This is a genomic window from Aeribacillus sp. FSL M8-0235 (genome assembly GCF_038000355.1).
GTDB classification, from domain to species: Bacteria; Bacillota; Bacilli; order Bacillales; family Aeribacillaceae; genus Aeribacillus; species Aeribacillus composti.
This window is the reverse complement of the sequence record NZ_JBBOBW010000001.1, coordinates 3,526,315-3,553,270: the sequence shown is the minus strand read 5'-3', so window position 1 is coordinate 3,553,270 and position 26,956 is coordinate 3,526,315. Positions and strand designations below refer to the sequence as shown.

At 36.8% G+C, this 26,956-nt stretch carries 25 protein-coding genes and 1 pseudogene; 20 read left to right on the top strand and 6 right to left on the bottom strand.

The features are described from left to right. The first annotated feature begins 59 nt into the window (after nt 1-59). From NSQ71_RS17235 to NSQ71_RS17185, 11 genes are all read left to right on the top strand, one after another. Nucleotides 60-806: a YveK family protein gene (locus tag NSQ71_RS17235; protein WP_066248041.1), complete on the top strand. Its 747-nt coding sequence runs from the start codon at nt 60-62 to the stop codon at nt 804-806. After that, nucleotides 796-1,494 carry a CpsD/CapB family tyrosine-protein kinase gene (locus NSQ71_RS17230; RefSeq protein WP_340734320.1) on the top strand — a complete coding sequence of 233 codons (699 nt, stop codon included), beginning with the start codon at nt 796-798 and terminating at the stop codon, nt 1,492-1,494. Before NSQ71_RS17235 ends, NSQ71_RS17230 begins: the two co-directional genes overlap by 11 nt. Nucleotides 1,495-1,589: 95 nt before the next feature. Continuing rightward, nucleotides 1,590-2,354 (top strand): tyrosine-protein phosphatase, encoded by a 765-nt coding sequence (locus tag NSQ71_RS17225; protein ID WP_340734445.1) that lies wholly within the window; start codon nt 1,590-1,592, stop codon nt 2,352-2,354. 635 nt (nt 2,355-2,989) lie between these two features. After that, a complete protein-coding gene (gene galU / locus NSQ71_RS17220; RefSeq protein WP_340734319.1) occupies nt 2,990-3,877 on the top strand; it encodes a UTP--glucose-1-phosphate uridylyltransferase GalU in 888 nt (295 codons plus the stop codon). Nucleotides 3,878-3,887: 10 nt separating this feature from the next. Continuing rightward, on the top strand, nt 3,888-4,778 hold the full coding sequence (gene galU / locus NSQ71_RS17215; protein WP_445684700.1) for a UTP--glucose-1-phosphate uridylyltransferase GalU: 891 nt from the start codon (nt 3,888-3,890) through the stop codon (nt 4,776-4,778). An 8-nt stretch (nt 4,779-4,786) separates the two neighbouring features. Further along, nucleotides 4,787-5,431 (top strand): sugar transferase, encoded by a 645-nt coding sequence (locus NSQ71_RS17210; protein ID WP_340734317.1) that lies wholly within the window; start codon nt 4,787-4,789, stop codon nt 5,429-5,431. Between the two features lie 28 nt (nt 5,432-5,459). After that, nucleotides 5,460-6,881, top strand: a complete 1,422-nt coding sequence (locus NSQ71_RS17205) for an oligosaccharide flippase family protein (RefSeq protein ID WP_340734316.1) — start codon at nt 5,460-5,462, stop codon at nt 6,879-6,881. Continuing rightward, nucleotides 6,878-7,762, top strand: a complete 885-nt coding sequence (locus tag NSQ71_RS17200; RefSeq protein WP_340734315.1) for a glycosyltransferase family 2 protein — start codon at nt 6,878-6,880, stop codon at nt 7,760-7,762. The genes NSQ71_RS17205 and NSQ71_RS17200 overlap by 4 nt, the downstream gene beginning before the upstream one ends. After that, entirely contained in the window at nt 7,746-8,891 is a 1,146-nt protein-coding gene (locus NSQ71_RS17195; protein WP_340734314.1) for a glycosyltransferase, read from the top strand. The genes NSQ71_RS17200 and NSQ71_RS17195 overlap by 17 nt, the downstream gene beginning before the upstream one ends. Before the next feature lie 33 nt (nt 8,892-8,924). Further along, nucleotides 8,925-9,851, top strand: coding sequence for a glycosyltransferase family 2 protein (locus NSQ71_RS17190; protein ID WP_340734313.1), 927 nt, complete (start codon nt 8,925-8,927; stop codon nt 9,849-9,851). Between the two features lie 211 nt (nt 9,852-10,062). Next, nucleotides 10,063-11,301, top strand: coding sequence for an O-antigen ligase family protein (locus NSQ71_RS17185; RefSeq protein WP_340734312.1), 1,239 nt, complete (start codon nt 10,063-10,065; stop codon nt 11,299-11,301). 180 nt (nt 11,302-11,481) lie between these two features. Here the strand turns inward: NSQ71_RS17185 and NSQ71_RS17180 are convergent, their stop codons facing one another. Next, a complete protein-coding gene (locus tag NSQ71_RS17180) occupies nt 11,482-12,843 on the bottom strand; it encodes an IS4 family transposase (RefSeq protein ID WP_340734274.1) in 1,362 nt (453 codons plus the stop codon). 191 nt (nt 12,844-13,034) lie between these two features. Between NSQ71_RS17180 and NSQ71_RS17175 the strand changes: the two genes are divergently transcribed. From NSQ71_RS17175 to NSQ71_RS17155, 5 genes are read left to right on the top strand one after another with little or no spacing between them, the layout of a single operon-like run. Beyond that, nucleotides 13,035-14,225, top strand: coding sequence for a glycosyltransferase family 4 protein (locus tag NSQ71_RS17175; protein ID WP_340734311.1), 1,191 nt, complete (start codon nt 13,035-13,037; stop codon nt 14,223-14,225). Nucleotides 14,226-14,245: 20 nt separating this feature from the next. Then, nucleotides 14,246-15,322: an NAD-dependent epimerase/dehydratase family protein gene (locus NSQ71_RS17170; protein WP_340734310.1), complete on the top strand. Its 1,077-nt coding sequence runs from the start codon at nt 14,246-14,248 to the stop codon at nt 15,320-15,322. Beyond that, nucleotides 15,319-16,125: a WecB/TagA/CpsF family glycosyltransferase gene (locus NSQ71_RS17165; RefSeq protein ID WP_340734309.1), complete on the top strand. Its 807-nt coding sequence runs from the start codon at nt 15,319-15,321 to the stop codon at nt 16,123-16,125. Before NSQ71_RS17170 ends, NSQ71_RS17165 begins: the two co-directional genes overlap by 4 nt. Nucleotides 16,126-16,150: 25 nt before the next feature. Beyond that, nucleotides 16,151-17,113: a UDP-glucuronic acid decarboxylase family protein gene (locus NSQ71_RS17160; RefSeq protein WP_340734308.1), complete on the top strand. Its 963-nt coding sequence runs from the start codon at nt 16,151-16,153 to the stop codon at nt 17,111-17,113. 24 nt (nt 17,114-17,137) lie between these two features. After that, nucleotides 17,138-18,550, top strand: a complete 1,413-nt coding sequence (locus tag NSQ71_RS17155) for a UDP-glucose dehydrogenase family protein (RefSeq protein ID WP_340734307.1) — start codon at nt 17,138-17,140, stop codon at nt 18,548-18,550. 164 nt (nt 18,551-18,714) lie between these two features. On the opposite strand, the gene tnpC is transcribed toward NSQ71_RS17155, so the two are convergent. From tnpC to tnpA, 3 genes are read right to left on the bottom strand one after another with little or no spacing between them, the layout of a single operon-like run. Next, entirely contained in the window at nt 18,715-20,292 is a 1,578-nt protein-coding gene (gene tnpC / locus NSQ71_RS17150) for an IS66 family transposase (protein ID WP_094246405.1), read from the bottom strand. 59 nt (nt 20,293-20,351) lie between these two features. Further along, the gene (gene tnpB / locus NSQ71_RS17145) at nt 20,352-20,708 is read right to left on the bottom strand and encodes an IS66 family insertion sequence element accessory protein TnpB (protein ID WP_063389611.1); all 357 of its coding nucleotides are present in this window, start codon (nt 20,706-20,708) and stop codon (nt 20,352-20,354) included. Next, entirely contained in the window at nt 20,705-21,028 is a 324-nt protein-coding gene (gene tnpA, locus NSQ71_RS17140) for an IS66 family insertion sequence element accessory protein TnpA (RefSeq protein ID WP_063389610.1), read from the bottom strand. The genes tnpB and tnpA overlap by 4 nt, the downstream gene beginning before the upstream one ends. Nucleotides 21,029-21,128: 100 nt before the next feature. Here tnpA and NSQ71_RS17135 point away from each other — a divergent pair, with 100 nt between their 5' ends. The 4 genes and pseudogenes from NSQ71_RS17135 (at nt 21,129) to NSQ71_RS17120 (ending at nt 23,860) form a co-directional block, all read left to right on the top strand. Then, the gene (locus NSQ71_RS17135; RefSeq protein ID WP_340734305.1) at nt 21,129-21,278 is read left to right on the top strand and encodes a hypothetical protein; all 150 of its coding nucleotides are present in this window, start codon (nt 21,129-21,131) and stop codon (nt 21,276-21,278) included. 234 nt (nt 21,279-21,512) lie between these two features. Beyond that, nucleotides 21,513-21,662 (top strand): annotated as a pseudogene (locus tag NSQ71_RS17130) (YifB family Mg chelatase-like AAA ATPase); the annotation flags it as partial. Between the two features lie 120 nt (nt 21,663-21,782). Next, on the top strand, nt 21,783-23,309 hold the full coding sequence (locus tag NSQ71_RS17125) for a YifB family Mg chelatase-like AAA ATPase (RefSeq protein ID WP_311066627.1): 1,527 nt from the start codon (nt 21,783-21,785) through the stop codon (nt 23,307-23,309). Between the two features lie 5 nt (nt 23,310-23,314). Next, complete coding sequence (locus NSQ71_RS17120) at nt 23,315-23,860, top strand: transposase (RefSeq protein ID WP_094244295.1); 546 nt, start codon at nt 23,315-23,317, stop codon at nt 23,858-23,860. Between the two features lie 536 nt (nt 23,861-24,396). On the opposite strand, the gene NSQ71_RS17115 is transcribed toward NSQ71_RS17120, so the two are convergent. Both NSQ71_RS17115 and NSQ71_RS17110 read right to left on the bottom strand, forming a co-directional pair. Next, entirely contained in the window at nt 24,397-25,224 is an 828-nt protein-coding gene (locus tag NSQ71_RS17115) for an energy-coupling factor transporter transmembrane component T family protein (protein ID WP_327856127.1), read from the bottom strand. After that, nucleotides 25,196-26,926 carry an ABC transporter ATP-binding protein gene (locus NSQ71_RS17110; protein WP_340734303.1) on the bottom strand — a complete coding sequence of 577 codons (1,731 nt, stop codon included), beginning with the start codon at nt 26,924-26,926 and terminating at the stop codon, nt 25,196-25,198. The genes NSQ71_RS17115 and NSQ71_RS17110 overlap by 29 nt, the downstream gene beginning before the upstream one ends. Nucleotides 26,927-26,956 lie beyond the last annotated feature (30 nt).

Sequence of the window (26,956 nt, the reverse complement as noted above, 5' to 3'; positions counted from 1 at the left end):
AAGAATTTAATATTATAATAAATTGATAGGTAATGACATTTTTTGCAACGGAGGTAAACATGGAAGAAACAATTAGTTTAAAAGAGATATTGGATACATTGAAAAAACGGATCAGCTTAATTATTCTCATTACGGCGATTGCAACGGCGGCAAGCGGCATTGTCAGCTATTTTTTTATTACTCCGATTTATCAAGCTTCCACCCAAATTTTAGTCAACCAAACGAAGGATGACCAAGCCGCTTTTCAATACAACGAAATTCAAACGAATTTGCAGCTTATCAATACATACAATGTCATTATTAAAAGTCCAAGAATTTTGGAGCTGGTGATTGAAGAGCTGGGTTTAAACGAGACGGTCGACGAATTAAATGAAAAAATTACAGTCGGAAGCGAAAAGGACTCGCAGGTCGTCAACATTTCCGTTCAAGATCCTGACCCGAATCACGCAGCAAATATTGCCAACACGATCGCGAGCGTTTTCCAAAAGGAAATTAAAAATATTATGAACGTTGACAACGTCAACATTTTGTCGAAAGCGGAAGTGAAAGAGAATGCTTCCCCTGTCAAGCCGAAGCCTGTCTTAAATATGGCGATTGCGTTTGTTGTCGGATTGATGGCCGGCGTCGGACTTGCGTTTTTGCTTGAGTATCTTGACAACACGGTAAAGACGGAGCAGGATATTGAGAAGCTTTTGGAGCTTCCTGTGCTTGGGGCAATTTCTGAAATGGATAATGAAATGAACAGTTCGACAATGAATCAAGCGGTAAAAAAATCGAGAGTCAGGGGTGAGACGTATGGCGCCTAGAGCGAAAGGAATGAAGCAAAAACAGCGCACATTGATCACGGCGCTCAACCCGAAATCGCCGATCTCTGAACAATACCGGACGATTCGGACAAACATTCAATTTTCATCTGTTGACCATGAAATTCGTTCGATCATGATTACATCAACTGGCCCTGGAGAAGGGAAGTCGACAACGGCGGCAAACTTGGCTGTTGTATTTGCTCAGCAAGGGAAGCAGGTGCTGTTAATTGACGCCGATTTGCGCAAACCGACAGTTCATTATACATTCCGGCTGCAAAACATTCACGGATTAACGAGCGTGCTGTTAAGAAATGCGACTTTACAGGAAGCTGTGTCGATAAGTGAAATTGATCATTTGGACGTTTTAACGAGCGGACCGATTCCTCCGAATCCAGCCGAGCTTTTGTCATCGAGAAGCATGGTGGAGCTGCTCAAAGAAGCTTATGATCAGTACGACATTGTGCTTATTGATTCTCCGCCTCTTTTAGCGGTAGCGGATGCGCAAATTTTGGCTAATCAAGTCGATGCGTCGATCATGGTGGTGGCAAGCGGAAAAACGGAGAGAGAAGCAGCGTTAAAAGGAAAAGAATCATTGTTGTCGGCAAAAAGCAAGCTGTTAGGAGTTGTATTAAACGGCAAGCCGCAGAAAGACAGCCATTATTACTATTATTACGGCGGGAAAAATTAGGTATTTTTTCCTATTTTTCTTTGAAAAAAACAGTCTACTTGTTTAAAATGAGAATATCTGATTTTTTTCCGTGATTTGAAGGATGGTGTCGTATGATGATTGATCTGCACTGTCATATATTGCCGGAAGTGGACGATGGAGCGAAGCATTTGACTGAAAGTATCGAAATGGCGCGAGCGGCTGTCCGTCAAGGGATTTCGGCCATTACCGCTACACCGCACCATAAAAACGGGAAGTTTGACAATGAATGGAGCTTCGTTAAAGAAAAGACAGAAAAATTGAATGAAACATTGAAACAGGAAGGAATTCCGCTTACAGTTGTTCCCGGCCAAGAGATCCGGCTGTACGGGGAACTGCTTGAAGACTTTTCGGCTGGGAACTGCGGCGGTTTAAATCAGTCAAACTATATTTTAATTGAGTTTCCTTCAAACCATGTGCCAAGATATGCGGAACGGTTGATATTTGATATGATGATGGCCGGGCTGAATCCGATCATTGCCCATCCAGAGAGAAACAGCGAAATTGCGCAAAATCCCGACCTTTTGTATAAGCTTGTAAAGCAGGGAGCGGCAGCCCAGCTGACAGCAGCAAGCATTACGGGAACGTTTGGCAGCAAAATTAAAAAATTTTCTTTCGAGTTGCTAAATTCCAATCTTGTTCATTTTATTGCTTCAGATGCGCACGATTTGAAGTATAGGAGCTTTCACATGCAGGAAGCTTTTGCGGAAGTGGAAGAACAATTTGGCATAGATGCGGTCGAATATTTCAAAGAAAACGCCGACTGCGTCATTCGAAACGAATCGATTTACAAAGAACCTCCCGAGCGCATCAAAAAAAAGAAGTTTTTTGGAATTTTCTAAACTACAATATATGACTGGCTATTTGACAGATTGTTTTGTGAAATAAAAGATGCCTTAAAAAGGTGATGTCTCTTTACCTTTATCAATAGAGGCACTCGGCCGCGCTGTGGGTGCATCAAAAAGAACACCTTAGACGCTAGTCGTCGATGGTGCGGTGTGAGGGCGGGTTAGATGCCCGGTTTATTAACAAAAGAAATTCATTGGTGGGTGCCAAAATGAACCAACACCTGCAAAGTATCCTTTGATCTGTATTAAAGAAGGATAATACTAATTCATGATGATAAATGTGAAACAAGTGCAAAAAATAGAAAACGTCGAGGAATGAAGCATCGTAATACATAAGAAAAAATTTTTTGATAAAAACTTGCTCAAAAAGATATTAAGCTTTGATCATAAATGAGATGCCTGAAAAACATACAGAATAGAAAGCAAAACAATTACTGAACTAGGGAGAGCTATGGATGGTGTATTTTAGCAAAAAATGTTAAAACTAAGAAGTAAACTGGAAAACCACTGGGGACGACATCAAGTGGTTATTTTTTTTCAAAACCGATATGTATCTACGTATGCTCTATGGATGAATAGATTATACGTAGGTCCGTATAAACAAAAAGTACAAAGGGAAGAGAGTGAGTATGTTGAAAAAAGTGAGGAAAGCCATCATACCAGCTGCGGGGCTCGGAACAAGATTTTTGCCCGCAACGAAAGCGATGCCGAAAGAAATGCTGCCGATCGTTGATAAACCGACGATTCAATACATAGTAGAGGAAGCGATCGAATCCGGAATTGAGGACATCATCATCGTCACCGGAAAAGGAAAAAGAGCGATCGAAGATCATTTTGACAACAACTTTGAGCTTGAACACAATTTAGTGGAAAAAGAAAAATTTGATCTCTTGGAAAAAGTGCGCCAATCTTCCAAAGTAGATATTCATTACATACGGCAAAAGGAACCAAAAGGGCTTGGACATGCCGTCTGGTGTGCCCGAAAATTCATCGGCGACGAACCGTTTGCGGTGCTTCTTGGAGATGACATCGTGCAGGCGGACAAGCCTTGCTTAAAACAGCTGATGGACGAATATGGAAAAACGGGAGCATCGATCATCGGCGTACAGCCTGTTCCTGAAGAAGAAACACACCGCTACGGCATCATCGAGCCGCTCGAACAAACGGACCGCCGATACGAAGTCAAAAACTTCGTCGAAAAACCGGCAAAAGGAACCGCGCCATCCAATCTCGCCATCATGGGTCGGTACATACTGACACCTGAAATTTTTCTGTTTTTGGAAGAACAAAAAATCGGAGCCGGCGGCGAAATCCAGCTAACAGACGCCATCCAAAAACTGAACGAAATTCAGCGTGTCTTCGCCTACAACTTCGAAGGAAAACGGTATGATGTCGGAGAAAAGATCGGATTTATTAAGACGACGATTGAGTTTGCGCTGCAGCATGATGAATTAAGAGATGATCTTATTTCATTTATGGAAGAAATACTAAATGATGTGAAAGCAGAGGTGAAATAAAGGGGGGAGATTGTTGAAAAAAGTACGAAAGGCAGTCATTCCAGCAGCAGGGCTCGGCACGCGCTTTTTGCCAGCAACGAAAGCGATGCCGAAAGAAATGCTGCCAATCGTTGATAAGCCGACGATTCAGTATATTGTTGAAGAAGCAGTAAATTCCGGAATAGAAGATATTATAATTGTAACAGGGAGAAGCAAAAGAGCAATTGAAGATCATTTTGATAAAAACTACGAATTGGAATCTAATTTGGAAGAAAAGAATAAAATAGATCTCCTCAAAGTTGTTCAAGATATTACAAATATGGTTGATATTCACTATGTCAGACAAAAGGAAACGCTAGGTCTTGGGCATGCCGTTTGGTGTGCACGTAAATTTATTGGAGATGAGCCATTTGCAGTATTATTAGGTGATATGGTGATCGACAGTGAAGTCCCTTGCTTAAAACAGATGATAGACATTTATGAAGAGAAGCAAAGTTCGATAATTGCTGTTGAACCTGTTGAATGGTCAGAAGTTCATAAATATGGTGTAGTAGATGGTTACAATGTAGGAGATAATTTAACTCTTATAAGAAGTTTAGTAGAGAAACCTAAGCATAATCCTCCTTCAAATTTGGCTATTATAGGAAGATATATTTTAGATCCTATAATTTTTGATATATTAGAGAATACAAATCCAAGTGTAGGCGGCGAGATACAGTTAACAGATGCATTGCAGGAGTTAGCGTTGCAAAAAGAAATGTATGCTTTCCAGTTCAATGGTAAATTATATGACGTTGGTAGCAAGTTAGGTTTCTTACAAGCTACAGTTGAATTTGCTTTAAGAGATAATACTTTAAAAAATGAATTTTACAATTACCTTATTAAATTTTTGGAAGAAGTCAAAGTGCAGGTAAATAGATAGGATTGGTTATGATGAAAGTCACTTTTTTAAATAATAAAATCAGTAATAATATCACTAATATCGTGATTAAAAAACCTGAGGGGGCTTATTTTAATATCATAAAACCAACTTTAGATATTTTAGCTGCAATTATTTTACTAGTTATTACTTTACCAATTTGGTTAATTATATCATTATTTATCAAATTAGATTCCCCCGGTCCTATAATCTTTAAACAAGTTCGAATAGGAAAAGATGGGAAAGAATTTTTAATTTATAAATTTAGAACAATGTATCAGGATGTTCTCTCACAGGGACGTTCTCCGACTAGTGATGATGACCCGAGAATTACGAGAGTAGGAAAACTTTTGAGAAAAACAAGTTTGGATGAATTGCCACAATTAATAAATATTATAAAAGGTGAAATGAGTTTTATTGGACCAAGGCCGGAACAAAAGTTGATCGTTGATAAATATTATACAAATTATGAGAAACAAAGATTTCTAGTTAAACCTGGAATAACAGGGTTATGGCAAGTAAGTTTAGATAGAACTAAGCCAATTCATGAAAATCTACAATATGATTTTACCTATATTAATAACGTATCATTGTTTATGGATCTGAAAATACTTTTTAAAACTATAGTAATTATGTTTAGAAGTAACACATTTTGATGATTTTCGGAAGAAAGAGACGGTTATTATGACAATTGCTAATGAAAGTGTTTCACATAATTTAAAAGAAAAAGTGTTACAGGGTGGCTTATATTTATTTTTCAGGCAATCTATGGGGTTAATTATTAGTGTAGGCGGGATGTTTCTTTTAACAAGAATAATAGGTCCCAAGAACTATGGAATATATTCCTCTGTTATAGCGATTTTAATGTATGGTGTTAGCATTGGTGGTCTTGGTATAAATGTATATTTAGTTCGGAATGAAAAAAAATTATTAGAAAGTGATTACAATCAGGCTTTTACTGTTTTATTCTTTACCAATACCATTATTACCATTTTAGGTTTATTATTTGCTAATTATTTAGGAAAATGGTTAAGTAATCCAGATATAATATATCCTTTTGTAGTATTAGTATGTACACTGCCATTACAATCTTTTATAATACCAGGTACTGCTAAAATTGAGAGATCGCTAAATTATAAAGCAATAGCATATATTGAGTTAGTGGGTCAAATAACATATTATTCAACAGCAATATTTTTAGCGTATATGGATTGTGGAGTTTGGGCGCCTGTTGTTGGTTATTGGATACAGCAGATTATGATATCAATAGGAACATTGTGGGCATCTAGGTATATGCCCCGATTAACTAAAAATTTAAATGATTTAAAAGATATGGTCCAATACGGTATTGGTTATTCGTCTTCTATGTGGGTTTGGCAGATCAGGAGCTTGATTAATCCTTTAATCGTAGGGAAGTTTTTAGGTGCAGAGGCTGTGGGGATAGTTGCTTTAGCTATAAGGGTAGTTGAGGCACTAAGTTTTGTAAAAAAGATAACATGGAGAATATCTATATCTGCACTTGCTAAAGTACAAGGTGATAACAAAAAACTAAAAGATGCAGTAGATGAAGGTATGATGGTGCAAGTAATAGCTGTTGGTCCTTTTTTAGTTGGATTTTCTTTACTGTCACCCTATATAATTCCTATTGTATTTGGACAGAAATGGATGTCACTAAGTATAATTTTCCCTTTTATTGCTTTAAGTTATTTAATTAATTCTGTCTTTAACATGCACTCTTCGGTCCTTTATGTTAAGAAAGAAAATTGGTCAGTAACGTTATTCCATATGGTTCATGTAATTATTTTTTTCATCTCTTCGATTATATTTGTACCGCTACTTGGAGTTGCAGGATATGGTTGGGCTGAAGTTGCTGCTTTTTTAGGGTACATTGTTATTCATTATAAATTATCAAAACATATGAAAGCTTCCTATAAAAAAGCTGTTCCTTGGATTATTGGATTCATTCCTTTATTATTTGTGAATTTTGCCAATAATATATTTGTTATCTTATTAATGTTTCTACCATTATTAATGGTAATTATTAACAAAAATTCTAGATATGCTGTTTTGAAATATAAAAACTATATAATTAGGAGATCGGTATGAGAGATAAACCATTAGTGAGTATACTTATAAATAATTATAATTATGGAAACTATATTTCGGAAGCAATTAGGAGTGCACTAAATCAAACATACCGTAATATTGAGATAATAGTTGTTGATGACGGTTCAACTGATAACTCAAGGGACATAATCAATAGCTTCAGGGGTATATTACCAGTTTTTAAAGAAAACGGTGGCCAAGCTTCTGCTTTTAATATAGGTTTTAAGTATTGTAAAGGTGAAATAATTTGTATTTTGGATTCAGATGACATATTTCATCCAAATAAGGTGGAAATAATTGTAGAATACTTCAAAAATAATCCAGGTTATGATTGGCTAATTCATAAAATGAACCATATTGATAATAACTCAAATAATGTATTAATTGCTGAACATGAAGATATATCTAAATTGCTATCAAAATCAGGAGATTACAGAAAAAAAGCAAAGTATGGTCAAATTGATTTTTATTTACCTGCTACATCTGCTCTAGCATTTAGAAAGTCTCTCATACAAAAAATTACACCTATTCCTGAAAAATTAAGAATAACTGCTGATAACTATTTGAAGTATGCATCTTTAATGTTAAGTCCTGTACTTGTATGTAATCAAGTATTAAGTTCACAACGAATTCATGGAAACAACCTTTATACAAATCAAAATCGTAAGACAAAGGATTTTAGAAAAAAGTCTAGGTTTATTAGATATCATGTAGCCTCTGGTTTATGGAACCTAGAAAAAAAACAATTACAATCAGGTAGAATTGCCTTTCAAGTGTTAAAGTCATCGATTCGTGATTTTGATGTGCCAATGTTGATAAAATCAGGATTTTTATTAATTAAATGTCTTATAGGAAGGATTTTCAATGAAGAAAGATACTAATAATGCAATATTAATATATAGGGATAGAATACTTCCACCTTCTGAAACCTTTATCCTTGAGCAGGTTAAGGGATTACAAAATTTTTATCCTTATTTCTTAGGTTCTCGCTTAGTTGAAGGTTTAGATATTCCATATGAAAAAATAATAATAAATAACGGTGGATACCTAGGGAGAATGCAAGAAATATATTTTAAATTAGTGGGTAGAAGTCCCAATGTTGAGAAAAAGCTTAGGTTGATAAATCCAAAACTAATTCATGCTCATTTTGGTTTTGGGGGGGTCTTATCTTTAGAACTAGCAAAATTATTTGGTATTCCACTTTTAATTACATTTCATGGGTCTGACGTAACAATAAAAGACCATTACCTAAAAAAAATGTCCTATGTGCATAATCTCTATGTAAAAAAACGTGAAAAAATACAAAAATATGGTACGTTATTTATAGCTGTTTCTGATTTTATTAGAAACAAATTAATCGAACAAGGATATCCTCCTAATAAAGTGATAAAACATTATATAGGTGTGGATGTAGAATTTTTTTCTCCTAATCTTTATAATAACAGAGAACCTATCGTATTATTTGTAGGACGTTTAGTTGAAAATAAAGGGTTAGATTATCTTATAAAAGCTATGAGGGAAGTTGAAAAAAAGGTACTTAATGTGAAATTGATTATTATTGGTGATGGTCCTCTACGTGAAAAATATTATAAGCTCGCAAAAGAAAACATAAAAAATTATGAATTTCTTGGTGTTCAGTCACATGAGAAGGTTCGTTTATGGATGAATAGAGCAAAAGTATTTTGTGTTCCGAGCATAACTGTTGAAACAGGAGCATCCGAAGGGTTTGGAATGGTTTTTGCTGAAGCTAATTCAATGGGACTACCAGTAGTAAGTTTTAAGACAGGGGGGATTATGGAGGCCGTATCCCACGGTGAGACAGGGTTATTAGCAGATGAAAAGGATTATAAGCAATTAGCTCTATATATAGAAGAGTTATTAACAGATAATTCCCTTTGGAAAAGGTATAGCCAGAACGGAAGGGAACGAGTAAATGAATTATTTAATTTGAAAAAACAAACTAAGAAATTGGAGTCTATTTATGAAGAAGTTGTAAATAATGACAAGTAGCCTTCTAACGCTTTTTAGTTCCGGGAGGAAAATATGAATATTGCTATATGTGTTATCACTTATAAGAGACCTAAAAGTTTAGAACAACTTATTTTAGGGTTAGATAAAATGAGATTCACAAAAAATAGTATACCAAACATTAAAGTTGTGGTAGTTGATAATGACACCGAAGCTTCATCGAAAAAACTTTGTCAAGAATTAAATAAGATAATAAAATGGGAAATTATTTATGATATAGAAAGTAAACGCGGTATTCCTTTTGCAAGGAACAAAGCAGTAAATATTATAAAAGATTACGCTGATCAAGTAGTTTTTATAGATGATGACGAGATACCTTCACCTCAATGGTTAGATGAACTCTTATATACACAAAAAAGATTTAATGCTGATGTGGTTACAGGGCCAGTACTCCCCGAGTTTAGGGAAAACGTCCCGAGTTGGATATTAAAGGGAGGATTTTTTGAAAGATTTAGATATTCAACTGGAACGAGGCTCGATTATGCTGCCACTAACAATGTCATTATAAAAATGGATGTTTTTAAATCTATGGATAAACATTTCAATGAACGATATGCTTTAACTGGTGGTAGTGATACAGAATTTTTTATGAGGGTAAATCAATCGGGATTTAAAATAATATGGAGTGACGAAGCTATTGTGACTGAAATAGTACCCAATAGTAGGGCAAATCTTCGTTGGATATTACAAAGAGCATATAGATTGGGAAATACAATTGCTAGATGTGAGGTAGATGTCATTTCATCAAAAAAAGTATTGATTATTAGGTTTTTAAAGGCCTTTATAAGGCTTGTACAAGGATTAGTATTTCTTCCGTTTAGTGTATTTTTTGGTAAGCATAAAATAGTTAAAAACTTAAGATATATTTGGAGGAGTATAGGTATTTTTAATGGCCTATTAGGAATTAAGTATGAAGAATACAAGAGGCATCACGGGGAATAAATAAATTTGCTCTAAAATTAATTATGTTTTTTAGTTTCTATATAAATCTAACTTAAAAATCCATCATATGAGTAGGTCTGACTTTTTGAAATACTTTTTCATCTAAAATAATATATTCTAGAATTGGGAAATATAAGATTGTGAACATGATGAAAAGTCAAATTGGACTTATATAGTAATGTTCTTTGCCTAATATTCGTTGGAGGGAATTATGAAATTATTGTTATTTAACAGAGAAATAGAAATCAAACAGATACCGTCCGTATTATTTACTATATTTGGTATAATATTATTTTCTAAAGGAATTACTTTACTTCTTTTTAACTTAGATCCCGTTTTTGGTAAAATAACTCAGATACAATGGTATATTTTATATTTTATAAGTCTGTTTTATGTTATCACAAATTATAAAAAAACAGTTCAAATAATAAAGAAATCATTAGGGATTTGGATATTAACGTTTTTGTGTTTTATTTCTATGTTATGGTCAAATGATCCGAAAATATCACTTATAAGCACTTTTGAACTAGTAGGTTCTACTCTTTTTGCGTTATTTTTAGCAACAAAGTATAAATTAGAAAAATTTTCAAAAGTAATTTTCATCTCTTTTGCAGTTATGTGTATATTGTCTGTTTTTTTTTCAATTATGTTACCTGATCTAGGGGTTCATCAAGATGTTTATCATAGTGGTGCTTGGAGAGGAATCTTTTTACATAAAAATACTTTAGGAAGAATTTCGATACTAAGTTCAATCTTCTCTCTAATTTACTTTTTAGAATACAAAAAGACTAGTGGGTTGATTTTCTTTATTTTATCCGTACTTCTTGTAATTTTGTCAACATCAAGTACTGCGTTAATTATGCTAATAATTTTAATAATTGTGATACCATTTTTTAAATTTGTCCGAAAAACCTCGAGAATTATTATTCCTTCCTTGATATTAGTTAATATTTTAAGCGGATTAGTCTTCTATTTAGTTATTAGTAACTTATCAGATATCTTGGACTTATTAGGAAAAGACATAACCCTTACTGGGAGAACAGAATTATGGTTAGTGGTATGGGGATTTATAGAAAAACGCTTATTTTTAGGATATGGTTATAATGCTTTTTGGTTAGGATGGGAAGGCTTGCAGTCCAACTATATATATAGAGTAATAGGTTGGACACCTTACTACTCTCATAATGGGATACTAGAATTATTATTGCAGGTAGGTTTACTTGGTACAACCATTTTCCTAATAATTTATATTAAGACATTTTTTAAGGCTGTTAAGTTAATAATATTAGGAAAAAACTATTATTTAATGCTGCCTCTGTTATACTTGTTTTACGAGCTTACTGGCAATATAACTGAAAGCGATTTGTTGAGTATTAACTCTATTTATTGGATAATATTTGTTTACTTTTATTTTATACTTAGTTCAGATAAAGGAACATTTCAAAAATGATTTTTGAACTCGACAGTCGATCTGTCATATAAGGTTGGTAGAGAAAGTCAATCGATGTATTGAAGTAAAGCCTGTAAAAGAAGAAAATTTTTTGCTATTCATTGCATGCTCGATAACAAAATTGGAAATCATGATCATGTCTGTCTCTTGGAACTTTGTTTTTTGGTTAATGTAATATACTCAACTTTCGCACACAGAAATATTTAAGCATTGCTTGATATAATTAGGTATAGTGGCCAACCATTTATTCATTTGATTTTTAAAGATGTCCATGTTCAAAGAAACCTCGGCTTCCGCCAAAGTTTGGAAAAGGTCAATAAGTGATTGAAGGGCAGTAATAAAATCTATGTCTTTTACATCTTCGCAAAGGATGTAAAAAAGGTTGCCAAGCGTCTTAGGATCCTCCTCTTTGCGCATTTGCCAAGCAATGAGAATATATCGTGTAAAAACAATGGTTGTATGGCTAATTAACATGTCGTAGGAACGTCCCTGGAATTCTTTCTCTAAATTTAAAAGGGATTTATTGCATTTGAAGAAGACTTCAATGTCCCAACGCATGCCGTAAATACGAATGATCTCTTCATTTTCTAATGTTGTATCTGTGCTGAGAATGGCAAGCCATTCGCTCCGTTTATTACGGTTTCGTACAAATAGAATTTTTACTGGAATTCCATTGTCTAAAGTAGCATAAACGGATCCGAGAATGTCTTTTTTACCCATGTGAGGTTTTGCCAATTTGTAAAGTTGATTCAGTGTGAAACGTTCACCATTGTAAACGTATCGCTGCTTTAATTGCTTCACCATGCCAATGACAAATAACCCTTTGTTCGTAATCTTCTCAATTAAAGGCGCTTGTGTAAACCAGGAATCCATGAGAACATAGTCAGCTATAATCCCTTTTTCAAGCGCATGATCAAGTAAAGCTGAAGCCACGTCCGGTTTTGATTTCAGAGCTTCCTGGCGACGCTTATAGCCAGATGTTCGTTTATCAATATTGGGATTGATTTCTTGCAGGCGATTTTCCTTTTTCGGTGAACTTAGAAGAGCAAAATCAACGGGAATAAAAGTAAAACTATCGGTCCAGCCAAGGGTAAGCATTTGAAACCCTTTCAAGTACTGATGGGTAGAGTGATCAAAAACCTTAGCCAACAGTTCAACCGACTTACTACGGTTTCTTGAAAAGACAGAATCATCAATCACAAAAGCTGTGACACGATCTTTTGAAGTTAATGGTTGAAGCAGACGGATCATTTCACTGCTTAATGAAAGTAGAAACTTTCTCCAATGATAGGTTGGTGTATTTAAAAAGCGATAGACTGTATCCTTTCCGGGCAGATCCTGAGATCGTTTACTCATAAAAGCACGAAACCAGTTCTTATATTGGAAGACTAAAAGAAAAATCAGTTTGAAAACAGTAAGACAAGAATACCCGGAAAGTTTCGTAATATTCGCTTTTCTTAAATGATATCCAATATTTAATTCGGAAAATCCTTGTTTAATTTCTTTTGGTAATTGCGCAAAGTAGTCTTTATTCGTTATCATAGTGGTGACACCTTTCTTTTGGATTTGGTTTCGTCACCAATATTTTACCAAAAGAATAGGTGTCTTTCTTTATGTTTTAAAAAATGTCAAATGATAATTTTGTACTTCCCAAAACCATTTACATCAAGCATTTAAACAAGATTTTGGACTGCGAAAGCTGAGTAGTATATTATGTTTGAGGAGGATTTTTTTTGAAATACAAAATTTTAACAATTCATAATAGGTATTTAATAAGGGGAGGAGAAGACGAAAGTGTTGACTCGCAAATAAGGTTACTTAATGAGAAAGGGCATAAAAATGATTTACTTGAGTATTCCAATAGAGAAATTGATAAGATTGGAAGGGTAAAAACTGCATTAAGAACTATATGGTCATTTAAAGCCTATCATGAGGTAAAAAAAATACTAGCTAGTGGTGAGTATGACATTTTAGATTGTCAAAACACATTTCCTTTATTTTCTCCTTCTGTTTATTATGCTGCTTCTAAACTGAAAATACCTGTAATTCAGACTTTAAGAAACTATAGACCGCTTTGTCCTAGTGCGCTTTTTTATAGAGATGGAAAAGTATGCGAAGACTGTCTAGGAAAGTCTGTACAATTTCCAGCAATAAGACACAAATGTTATAGAGAAAGTATTTTAGGTAGTGCTACTTTAGCATCAATGAACTATTTTCATAAGAAAGTTAAGAGTTGGGAGAATAAAGTGGATTTGTTTGTCACACTAACAGAGTTTGCAAGGAACAAATATATACAGGCAGGTTTTCCAGAAGATAGAATAGTAGTTAAACCTAACTTTGTATACCCGGATCCCGGTGTTGGTCAAGGATTAGGGGATTATGCTCTCTTTGTAGGTAGGTTAACAAAAGAAAAGGGGATAAAAACATTAATAAAAGCATGGAAGAAAATTGGCTCAACACTTCCTTTAAAAATTATTGGAGAAGGGCCTTTGGTAAACTTAGTAAAAGAGGATTCAAAAACCTATCAAGGGATTGAGTACCTAGGGAAAAGAGATGTCAATGAAGTATATGATTTTATGGGAGAAGCCAAAGTTCTAATCTTTCCTTCTGAATGGTATGAAACTTTTGGGAGGGTTGCTGTTGAGGCTTTTGCTAAAGGTACCCCAGTTATAGCATCTAATATAGGTGCAATATCCGAAATTGTAAGGGATGGGGTAACGGGTTTATATTTTAAACCTGGTGATTCTGAAGACCTAGTAGAAAAGGTGAAAATATTTTTAAGTGACCCCCACAGAATTAATAAAATGAGAGAGTTTGCAAGAAAAGAATATGAGGAGAAGTATACAGCTGATCGCAATTATGAAATGTTAATGGAAATATACGAAAAGGCTATAAGCTTGGCGAACGTAAGACATAAAAATTAAAAAGAATAGGAGTGTAAAAAATGTCTGTAGTTGTTGTTACCGGTTCCGCAGGTTTAATTGGATCTGAGGCTGTTGAATTTTATGCCAGTCAAGGTTATGAGGTAGTAGGTATTGACAATAATATGAGACAGACCTTTTTTGGTGAAGAAGGTTCAACCATTTGGAATCGTGATCGCTTAAAAAATAAGTGTGGTAATAAATATGTACATTATGATATTGATATCCGAGATACCGAGAAAATTAATAAACTATTTAGCAAATATAAAGATAATATTTCATTAATCATTCATACCGCTGCACAACCTTCTCATGACTGGGCAGCCAAAGACCCGATTACGGATTTTACGGTAAATGCAAATGGAACACTTAATTTACTTGAGGCGATGAGAAAACATTGCCCGGAAGCTGTCTTTATTTTCACATCTACTAACAAAGTTTATGGTGATAATCCAAATAAATTACCACTTATAGAAAAGGAAACACGTTGGGAAATCGATCCTAGCCATGAATATCAAGAAGGTATACCTGAGACTATGAGTGTAGACCAAAATATGCACTCTTTATTTGGAGCATCAAAGTTAGCAGCCGATATTTTAGTCCAAGAGTATGGACGTTACTTTAATTTTAAAACTGTGTGTTTTAGAGGCGGGGTATTGAGTGGTTCTCAGCAATCAGGCGTAAATTTACATGGATTTATTAATTATCTTATGAAATGTGTAATGACAAATACTCCTTACACTATTTATGGCTATAAGGGAAAACAAGTACGAGATGTTATTCATGCTAGCGACGTCATAAGAGCATTTGATGCATTCTTTAAAAATCCTAGACGCGGTGGTGAAGTATATAACTTAGGCGGTGGAAGAGAATCAAATATTTCTATGATAGAAGCAATTAATTACGCTCAAGAGTTAACAGGTAAAAAGCTAAACTATGAATATTCGGATGTTAATCGTGCTGGGGACCACATTTGGTATATTAGTGATATGACTAAATTTAAAACTCATTACCCAAACTGGTCTCAAAAATACAATGTATATAAATTAATGGAAGAGATTTATGAATTAAATAAAGAACGTTGGAGTAATGTGAGATGATTAACAAAGGGAAATATCCGATTCTTGGAGTAAATATATCAGCTGTAGATTATGAGTATAGTGTAGAAGCAATCAAAAAAGCTGCGAAAAATGGTTATCCACTAGCTGTAACTGCTTTAGCAGTTCACGGAGTAATGACAGGTTATTTGGATAAACAACATCGTAAACGCCTTAATGGTTTAGACCTCGTTGTCCCCGATGGACAACCTGTTAGATGGGGATTAAATTGGTTATATAAAATTGGATTAGAGGAACGCGTTTATGGCCCAGATTTAACTTTAAAAACGGCAGAAATGGCTGCCAAAGAAGGCATTCCAATATATTTATATGGAAGTACAGAAGAAACATTAAACAAATTTAGTGAGAATCTTAGAAGGAAATTTGCCGGTTTAATTATTGCTGGGCAAGAACCTTCAAAATTTCGAAGATTACAACCTGATGAAAAACAAGAAGTAGTTAATCGGATTAAAAACAGTGGCGCCCGAATTGTTTTTGTAGGGTTAGGTTGTCCGCGCCAAGAGGTTTGGGTATATGAGTATAGAAATTTATTAAATATGCCATTACTTGCAGTGGGAGCGGCTTTTGATTTTCATGCAGGTACTTTAAAACAAGCACCTTCTTGGATGCAAAAAAGAGGTCTAGAATGGTTTTTCCGACTTACACAAGAACCTAAACGTTTATGGAAAAGATATTTGTATTTAAACCCGTACTATTTGATAGTCTTATTTGGTGAAATATTAGGAATAAAACGTGTAGAAGCTATATTACCAGATGGAACAGAACCTGAAGAGTCATTTGGTTAATTTGGTTGGGGAGGATAAAAGATTTATGAAAAAAATAGTAGTTACAGGAGCCGCTGGTTTCTTAGGATCTCATTTAACAAAAAATTTGTTAAAAGAAGGTCATTTTGTTATAGGGATTGATAATTTATCTACTGGCAAGCAATCAAATATAGATGATATTTTAGAAAATGAAAATTTTTCATTCTATAATCATGATGTTTCTAATAATGAAGTTTTAGACTTACCAGAACTTACAAATATCGATGAAATCTATCATTTAGCATCACCAGCTTCACCCAAGTTCTATCAAGCTAAACCTTTTGAGACAATAGCTGTTAATACAATAGGTACCCAAAACATGTTAGAATTGGCGATGAGATGGGGTGCTAAGATGTTATATACTAGCACTAGTGAAGCCTATGGTGATCCGGAAGTACATCCGCAACCGGAAGAGTATAGAGGTAATGTAAATACTTGGGGGCCAAGAGCTTGCTATGACGAGGCAAAACGCTTAGGTGAGGTTTACTGCTATGAGTATTACACAAGATATAATGTTCAAGTGAAGGTAGCGAGAATCTTTAATACATACTCAGCAGGGCTTAGAAATGATGACGGACGTGTTATTTCAAATTTTGTTACCCAAGCATTAACTGGTCAAGACATTACTGTATATGGTGATGGAAGTCAAACGCGTTCATTCTGTTATGTAGATGACAATATCCGTGCCCTTAAGTTAATGATGGAAAAAGATGAAGCAACAGGAGAAATTATTAATATTGGTAACCCTAATGAATATACGATACTTGAGCTAGCGCATATGGTTAAAAGATTAACAGGGTCTAATAGTAAAATAACATTCCGCCCGCTTCCAGAAGATGATCCGAAAGTACGACGTCCAGATATTAGCAAAGCGAAAAGAATTTTAGGTTGGGAGCCTCAAATAGATTTAGAAGAAGGTTTAAAAAGAACAATTGAAGCATATAGAGAAAAGCTTTTTGTCAAAAACTAGAGTTTCTATATGGAGGATAAGTAAATGAATGTAGTATGTATTGGTTCTGGTTATGTAGGAAGTGTTACGGGTACAGCCTTTGCCGTTCTAGGACATAAAACGACTATAATTGATATTGATCAGAATAAAGTAGATTTAATGAATTCGGGCAAGAGCCCAATTTATGAACCTGGACTTGATGAGTTAATCCAAAAATATATTGGAAAAACATTGTTTGCTACTACTTCCTATGATGTTGTTATGGAGGCAGATGTTATTTTTATTGGTGTCGGTACACCTTCTAAAGAGAATGGTACAGCAGATTTGAAATATATTAAGCTGGCTGCTCAAAGTATCGGAAAAAACCTAAATCCATTTAAGTTTACGGTCATTGTCGATAAATCTACAGTTCCAGTTGGCACGTCTGATTTAGTAGCGTCTATTATTGAAGAAACCTCTGACTTAAATTCAGGGGAGCATTTTGCCGTTGTAAGTAATCCTGAGTTTTTGCGTGAAGGTTATGCATTAGAAGATGTGTTTTTTCCAGATAGAATCGTAATCGGTACAAATGATGAAAAAGCTCGAAAAGTGATGAGAGAGCTTTTTCATAATCTGGTAGAGAGAGTAAATTATGATATTATTTCAAAAGATTTTGTTTTTAATTATAACCTGAACTCCCCTAAAGCCGTTTATTTTGAAACGGACGCAAAGAGTGCAGAAATGATTAAATATGCAGCAAATGCGTTTTTAGCTGTTAAAATTAGCTATATTAATGAAGTAGCTAGATTATGTGAAGCATTAGGCGCTAATGTCCTAGACGTTGCTAAAGGGATGGGACTGGATTCCCGTATCGGTGAGAAATTTTTACAGGTATCGAGTGGTTGGAGTGGTAGCTGTTTCCCTAAAGATACAGCGGAATTTTTGGCTGCTAGTCAGAAATACGGGGTTGAACTTTCTATTGTAAAGGCAGCTGTAGAATCTAATACAAAGATGCATTTGTATTGTGTCGAAAAAGTACAAAAACGACTAAAATCTCTAAATGGAAAGAATATTGGTATCCTCGGTTTAACATTTAAGCCAAATACAGATGATGCCCGTAAAACCCAGGCTTCAGTAATCATTCAGAAGTTACTCGAATTAGGTGCAAACGTAAGAGCACATGATCCGAAAGGTACAGAGATGTTTAAGGCACTAAATGGCGATTTGGATATTCAATATTGTGCTAATTCAGAAGATGTTTTCGAAAAAGCAGATGGTGTAATCCTTCTAACACATTGGGATGAATACTTAGAGATTAATTGGGAGAAATTAATACAAAAAATGCGTATTCCGTATGTCTTAGATACTAGGAACTATCTAAGAGATTTACAGCTAAGTAATTTAGGATATTTATATGAAGGTTTAGGTATTGGTTCTGACTCTAATATCTTAGAAAAAAAGAGGGTTCTAACTAAATAAGCGTTTTATGTTGAGGGGGAGCTCATAGTGTATGAGTTCCCCTTTTTTAATTTTTTTATAAGTAAACCGTAACACATGTACAGGTACAAGTCGAGCTTGCTGTTGTAAAAACGTAAGCGTAAAATAGTCCACACCTACCTTTAGATGTGGACTATTGTTATGATTTATTTAGCTTTATTAGGAACACGACATTCTTCTGGAATTGTTGTGGACCAAGGAAGGAGTTGATCTAATTTTTCTTTGTCAGTCAGATTAATATTTGGAAGCTGTTCAAATAAATATTTAAGATAATTGAATGGGTTTAATCCGTTTTCCTTCGCAGTCTCCACAATGCTATAAATGATTGCGCTGGATTTAGCTCCCTTTATGGTATTGCTAAACAGCCAGTTTTTCCTCCCGATTACAAACGGTTTAATGGATCGTTCTGCGCGGTTGTTATCAATCTCTAAACGACCATCCTCTAAAAAAGCTACTAAACGGTCCCATTGATTACGACAATATTTAATGGCTTGCCCAAGTGCACTTTTTGGCAACACTCTTGGGGCTTGTTCATGAAGCCATGCCAAAAAAGCCTCCAATACCGGTTGGCTGCGTTCTAACCGTTTCTTATAACGTTCTTCAGGACTAACATCCTTTAAATCCCGTTCTATCGAGAAAAGTTGGTTACAGAATGCAAGACCTTCTTTGGCTTTTACGTGAGTAGTTTTAGCCGATTCAGGAAGAGCCTGCAAAGCTTCTGTGAATTTACGTCTGGCATGAGCCCAACAACCGACCAGACTGACATCAGGGATTCCGTTATAACCGGCATACCCGTCCACATGTAAATATCCACGGAAACCTTCCAAAAATCGTAAAGGATGCTTGGATGCACGGGTTCGCTGGTAGTCATACAAAACAATTGGAGGCCCCATTCGTCCTGTCCGATAAAGCCACATAAATGATTTGGAAGTCGCTCGTCGGTCAGGTTCTGAAAGAACCTGTAAGGTGGTCTCATCCGCATGGAGGATATCCTGATTCAATAGATGGTTACGCATTTGGTCGTAAACAGGACTCAACCAGGTGTCGGCTCCATACAAAATCCAATTGGATAAAGTTTGCCTGGAAATGAATATGCCAAATCGCTCCAGATGTTTTTCCTGGCGATACAAAGGCATACTTTCAACGTATTTCTGCGTCATCGTATAAGCCATTGACGATGGAGATGCCAGACTTCCCGGAAAAACAGGAGCCGGCATTTTCGCCGTGACAATAGGCGTTTCTATTTCATGGCGTTCACAATGACGACAACTATAAACATATTGGACATGCTTTTTCACTTTTACTTGTGCTGGAATAACTTCTATTTCTCTGCGTACTTGCGTACTCATTTCGTGTAGAGGTCCAGCGCAACACGAACAAACCTGTTCCTCAGCTGGCAAACGGTATTCCACCGTTTCAGTAGGCAGGTTTTCTAGTTTTTCATCTCGACGATTTCGCTTCTTCTTGCGTGTATATGTAATGGTTTCAATCGTCGGTTCTTCATCATCAGGATTTGCGGTAGCTTCAGCTTCATTGAAAAGGGACAGTTGGTCTGAATTGGTCTTCTCACTGGAAGAACCAAAACGACGTTGTTGACTTAACCGAAATTGCTCCTCATACCATTTTAGCTTCGCTTCCAAAGCTTCCTTTTCTATTTCAAGCTTTTCGTTACGCGCTTTATAGTATTCAATTGTTTCTTGAGTTTTCATGTCCATGTTTTTCATAGTTCCAGTATACGCAAAAGAATCCGGCTTGACCAGTCGGATTCTCAAGTTTTTTAATTTCATAGAATCGTGCGTGCTTTCACTGTGGGATGGGCTTGTTTTTGTTCGATGGATAAGCCATCTAATAACCAGCGTAGCTGACGAGGACTGATATCCATCGGCACTCCTTCTTGTTCAGATGGCCAGTTGAAAGTTCCTCTTTCTAATCTTCTATAATGGAGCCAAAACCCATTATTATCCCACTGTAGAATTTTAAGTTTATCCCTTTTCCGATTACAGAAAACAAATAAACAAGGGGAAAATGGATCCAAATCGAAGCATTCTTTGACGATGACTGCGAGACCATCAATCGATTTCCGGAGATCGGTGCTTCCACGTGCAAGGTACACTCGTTCAAAATTTGCGTTAGATATCATCGATTTTGAATCACACGCACTACATCGGAAAGTAGATTCAAATCGGTGCCTGGACGTACTTCGATGGACAGTGCACCGTAATGAATAAGGACAGATTCCTGACCCGTATGATGGGAGGAGATTTCTTGGACATCCACCGTCAACCATTTTGATTGATGCTCGTTCGTAGAAATTTCTTCCTCTCGAAACTTTCGAATCCAGTAGTACATCTGATGTATATTTACATCATTGATGCGAGACCACTCAGAAGCACTCAATCCACTTGTTTTCCAAGCATCATACCTGGATTTCCATTCTATTCTTTTGTCAGCATCATTCATAGCATAACCTCCAGCATTTTTTCTATGGAGATTATCTCATGTAACATTCACAACTAGAAGGTGCTGAGTATTTGACGCTTACGTAAAAACAGTAGGAGCGATGATTGCGACATTTGTTCAAAATGAGTATTTTACCGTTTATAAATGGGACGTGCATGAGCAGCTTGAACTAGAACAAGCTGAACCGTTAATGCTTATGAGTGTCATTGCTGGAGAAGGAATGATGGCGGCGGAAGAAGAGGAATGGTAGGTTCGTAAAGGAGATCATTTTATCAATCCTTACCAACTCGGAACGTTTCATATCAAAGGGAACATGCAAATGATTGTATGACATCCGTAAACAACAAAGGGGGGACAGAAATATGATGGTTCGGTGCCTGTCACCGCCCGAAATTTGTCGAAATATTGGTAATTGAAAGATAAAAGGGAGGGTATTACAATAATGGGTAAGAACTAATGTTCTGTGATTGGGAGGGATGGACGATTGACGGTGAAGATTTTAAGCATTGGGTTAAGAGGGTTAGAAGGGTATCGAGTGCAGGTGGAGGTGCAGGAAGTGCCGGGGATTGCGGCGATGGTGATTGTTGGGTTGCCGGATGCATCGGTGAAAGAGGCAAAGGAACGTGTTCTTGCTTTGGGGGCGGTGCCTGTCACCGCCCGAAATTTGTCGAAATATTGGTAATTGAAAGATAAAAGGGAGGGTATTACAATAATGGGTAAGAACTAATGTTCTGTGATTGGGAGGGATGGATGAGTGACGGTGAAGATTTTAAGCATTGGGTTAAGGGGGTTAGAAGGGTATCGAGTGCAGGTGGAGGTGCAGGAAGTGCCGGGGATTGCGGCGATGGTGATTGTTGGGTTGCCGGATGCATCGGTGAAAGAGGCAAAGGAACGTGTTCTTGCTTCGCTTTATGCTTTCGGATGCGACTTTTTTGATAAAAGGCTTGTTGTTCATTTGTCTCCGCCGGAGCGGAAAAAGCATAGCCCGATGTTTGATTTGGCGATGGCGATTGGGATTTTGAAGGCAATGGGCAAGCTGACAGCGCCGGCTTCCTCCGATGCAGCGTTTTTAGGTTCGTTATCGTTGGATGGAACGATTCAGCCGGTGGATGGCATGCTTCCAGCGATATTGGCAGCAAAGAAGCTCGGTTTTCAAAAAATATACCTTCCGTATGATCCCACACTTCCGCTTCATCATTTGAAAGATCTCGATTGTATCTTTGTTCAGACGTTGGAAGAAACGGTGCAATATCTGCATGGACAACGTGTTCTTTCGTTACCCCCAGTTTTTCGCTCTCCTGAAATTATGGACTCCCCTCGAAAGCATCATCGAGATTTTCAATCGATTATTGGCCATCATCAAGCAAAGCGTGCATTGGAGATCGCAGCGGCAGGCGGACATAACGTGTTAATGGTTGGACCGCCTGGGTGCGGGAAAAGTTTGTTAGCGGAAACGTTTCCGTCGATTTTGCCGGGTCTTTCTCATGATGCGCAGTTAGAGGTGATCAGTTTGTACCAGCTGGCAGGAGAAAAAATCGAGAGTGGCTATCCACCTTTTCGTCATCCGCATCATTCCGCTTCATCGGTTTCTTTAATTGGCGGGGGAACGCACCCAAAGCCTGGCGAAGTGTCGCTGGCACATCGCGGTGTTTTGTTTCTCGATGAAATGGCGGAATTTGCGAAAAAGACGCTGGATATGCTTCGCCAGCCGTTAGAGACGGGGAAAGTGACGATTAGCCGTATTTCGTCGACGGTGACATATCCTGCGGACTTTATTTTGCTTGGGGCGATGAATCCGTGTCCGTGTGGATATTTAGGCTCAAGAACACGCTATTGCACATGTAGTCCGAAACAAATTCAAGCGTATCGAAATCGTGTTTCCGGGCCGATTTATGACCGGATGGATGTTTTATTACCATTGGAAGTCATTGATTTTACCAAAGAAACGAGGGTTTCGGAATCTTCGGAAACCATAAGGAAAAGAGTAGAAGAAGCAAGAAGAAAGCAATATGAACGTTACGGAAAAGAAATAACGAATGGGCGTGTTCCTTTTGAGTTATTAATGGAAAAAAGCCCGCTTGCTAAAAGGCAGCAACACCTGTTGCAGCAATGGGCATCCCAGCATCAATGGAGCAATCGTGTGCAAACGAAAATCATTCGGCTGGCAAGGACTATTTCCGATTTAAAGGGAACCGAAGAGATAGCAGATGAATCGCTTTGGGAAGCGATGACGCTAAGATGGCTGAAAACATATACGAAGCAACAGGCAACAGCGAGGTAAAAAGAATGGGACGGCAAAAGCGGATCTGGGTGCCCCATCGGTTTTATCATATCGTTTGCCGCGGCAATCGGCGTGATCCCCTATTCAAGGAAACAAATGATTTTCTCGCTTTTCTTCATATCCTCCACCAGCTACATGAAAAAATCCCGTTTGAAATAGCCGCATATTGCCTTATGACGAATCACTTTCACCTGCAGCTGCGCTCAAAACAGGAGCCGATTTCGAAAGTCATGGCGCTCATGAACAAACGGTATGCAAATTATTATAATACTCGCTATCGTTTGACGGGACATGTATTTGAAAAGCGTTATTATGGTAAATTGATTGACAATGATAGCGGAATGTTGGAAGTGAGTCGATATATTCATCTCAACCCGGTAGAAGCTCATATGGTACATGCGCCGGAACTTTACCGATGGAGTAGTTTTTATTTGTATATGCATCCAAAATCGCTGCCTCCGAAATTTATGAATATGGATGCATTATTAGATTACCTTTCAGGCACAAAAACAGAGCGGAAGAAAAAATATGCTGAATTTGTGAGGGGGTGAGGCTGCCTGTCACTTGTCAGCCATCGAAAGCGCGTGGAAATGGCATCAGTGGAAAGGGTCCAAATGGTCGAGACGCCCTTGATGGGGCGGTTTGTTTTTATGGGTGCTGTTAACTGAATATTCGGTCTATTAATTGGTTAATAGGGCGTGCTGGCGGTCGGTTATGGAGCAGTCCATACGTCACAGGTATATTTTCGTAAAAAGTTTATGGAGGAAAAAGGATTAAGAAGAAACGTGTAGGAATAAAGGGATTGATGTCCATATCACGAATATGGGAAGATGAACTAGGAGTGATTGGCGTAACAAATGTGGGCAGTTCTGTTTAGGTGATACGCATGAGTGTTTATTGCTAAATAAAAATACAGAGTTCTGCAACAAAAAAATGCAGAACTTGATTGCATAAAAAAAGGCTTGCCAGCTTAGTGGCCCAAGGAAGCAACCTGCCCACCCCTAAAATTGGGCTAATTTAAATGTTTTCACAAAAAAACGCATCCAGCAACAAACAGCGTTACTGGATGCGATCAGTAGGAGTATTTTTAAAACGGATTATAAAACCGGCTTCCATCATGGAATGTGATGATTAAGGTGACAATGAACAGAATAGTAAATAGAGCGATTGCAAAGTAGTCACTTTTTTGAAAAGGTCTTGCACTATACCATGTGCGTTTTTTGTTTTTGCCAAAGCCGCGCAGTTCCATTGCGTTGCTGATGGTGTCAATTTTGTTTAGGCTTGATAAAATAAGCGGTGCAAGGATGGAGGCAGCATTTTTGATCCGTTTAGGAAGTTTTTCTTTGCGGGACATGTCAAGGCCTCTAGCTTGTTGGGCGCGTGCTATATTCCGAAAATCCCGCTGTACGTCCGGTATATATCTTAATGCCAAAGAAACAGCATACGAAATTCGATAACTCACACCGATGCGATTGAGGGAAGCGGCGAATTCGCTCGGATGAGTCGTCACAATAAAAAGCAAAGCCGCTGGGATCACTGTGAAATATTTTAACGTAATATTCAATTGGTAAAAAAGTTGTTCCAATGTGACGTTATACCTTCCTGATATTTCAAATAACACATGGCTGGAGCCGTAAATTTTTACTCCTTCTTGCGGTGAAAAGACATAAATGGCAACATTGTTTATGAAAAGAAATACTAAAATAAATACAAGAACAAACAATATCTCTTCAAGTTTAATTTTTGAAATAATAAAAATGAGAATACTAATTAAAAATAAAAATAGTAGAATACGAGTGTCGTATGTCAGCATAGCTGCAGTCGACCATAAGATAAAGCATATTAGCTTTGTTACACCTGTCAACTGATGAACAGGAGATTTTCGGTCAATATAAGATAGCATCTCGGCTGCCAACCTGCCTTACCTCCCGATCATATTCTATGAAACGTTCCACAAACTTCCTCGGTTCTGGTATTCCTGTTTTTAATGCCAGATTATAAAGAGACGTTTCCTTTAAATTTGCCTGTTCGATGATGTCAATATCAGAAAGGACATTGACAGCTGAGTCATCGGCAATTTTCCTGCCTTCTGCAAATACAATCGCTCTTTCTGTATACTCCAGCATTAAATGCATATCATGAGTAATCATCATAATCGTGACGCCTTGCCGATTTAATTGAACAAGAAACTCCATAATATCAGTATAATGGCGAAAATCTTGTCCGGCAGTTGGCTCGTCCAAAATAATGATGTCTGGTTCTAACACTAAAATGGAAGCAATCGTAACCCGCTTTTTTTGACCGAAGCTTAATGCTGAAATCGGCCAATTCCGAAATGGGTACAGCCCGCAAATTTTTAATGTATTGTCGACGCGTTCTTTTATTTCAGCTTCCGCTACGCCGCGAACCTTTAAGCCTAAGGCTACTTCGTCAAAAATCATATGCTTTGAAATCATATGATTTGGATTTTGCATGACCATGCCGATTTTTAACGAGCGTTCTTTAATCGTTTCGTTTGTTATATCCTTGCCGTTAAACAATATGCTCCCTGAGGAAGGCTTTTCAAATCCACAAATTAATTTTGTAATTGTAGATTTCCCTGCTCCATTTTTTCCAACAATGCTCACCATTTCCCCTTTGTTAATTGAAAAAGAAACATCCTTTATCGTTTCGTGACCTGATGAATAGCTAAACGAAATATTTTTCAGCTCTAAAATTGTTTTTCCTTCTTTACTTGGCGTTTTTGGATTTGAATCTTCAAACCATTCCAACAAGTTTTTTCGGCATAAATCCGCTTTAAACTGATTGAAATCAGCAGGATGCATATCTTCAGTTAGTTCGCAACCGGCATATTTGACCGCTTTAATATATAACGGCTCCCGTATATTCGTCTCTTCTAAAATGTTAGTTGTTAAAAGCTGGTCAGGACTCATATCAGCTACTATTGAGCCGTCATTGACCACAATAATGCGATCGACATGGCGATATAAAACATCTTCTAAACGGTGTTCAATAATGACAACGGTTGTATTTGTTTCTTTTTGGATTTTGTCGATTAAAGCCATTGCATACTTTCCAGTAGCGGGGTCAAGGTTTGCGAGCGGTTCATCAAACAACAGGATATCCACTTTGTCAACCATTACACCAGCGAGGGAAACCCTCTGCTTTTGCCCGCCTGACAAATGATGGACAGAGGCAGGCAAATAATCATCCATTTCGACCATTTTGGAAGCATCTTTTACGATCTCGAACATTTCCTTTTGCGGAGTGCAATCATTCTCCAGTGCAAAAGCTATGTCTTCACCAACAGTTAATCCTATAAACTGGCCATCAGGATCCTGTAAAACAGTACCAACCATTTTTGATAAAGCAAAAATATTTAACTCCTTTGTTTCCTGACCCATTACTTTTAAACTTCCGGTCATTTCTCCTTTATAAGAGAAGGGGATTAGACCATTGATGCAGTGGCCAATGGTGCTCTTCCCAGATCCTGAAGGACCAACGATTAAAACTTTTTCTCCTTCGTAAATGTTGAAATGAATATTTTTTAATGTTGGATTTTTTTGGCTATGATACTTAAAGCTAAAATTATGAAATTCAATCACTCGTTTTCTCATTCGTAAAAGCTCCTGTAAGTAAATATGTTG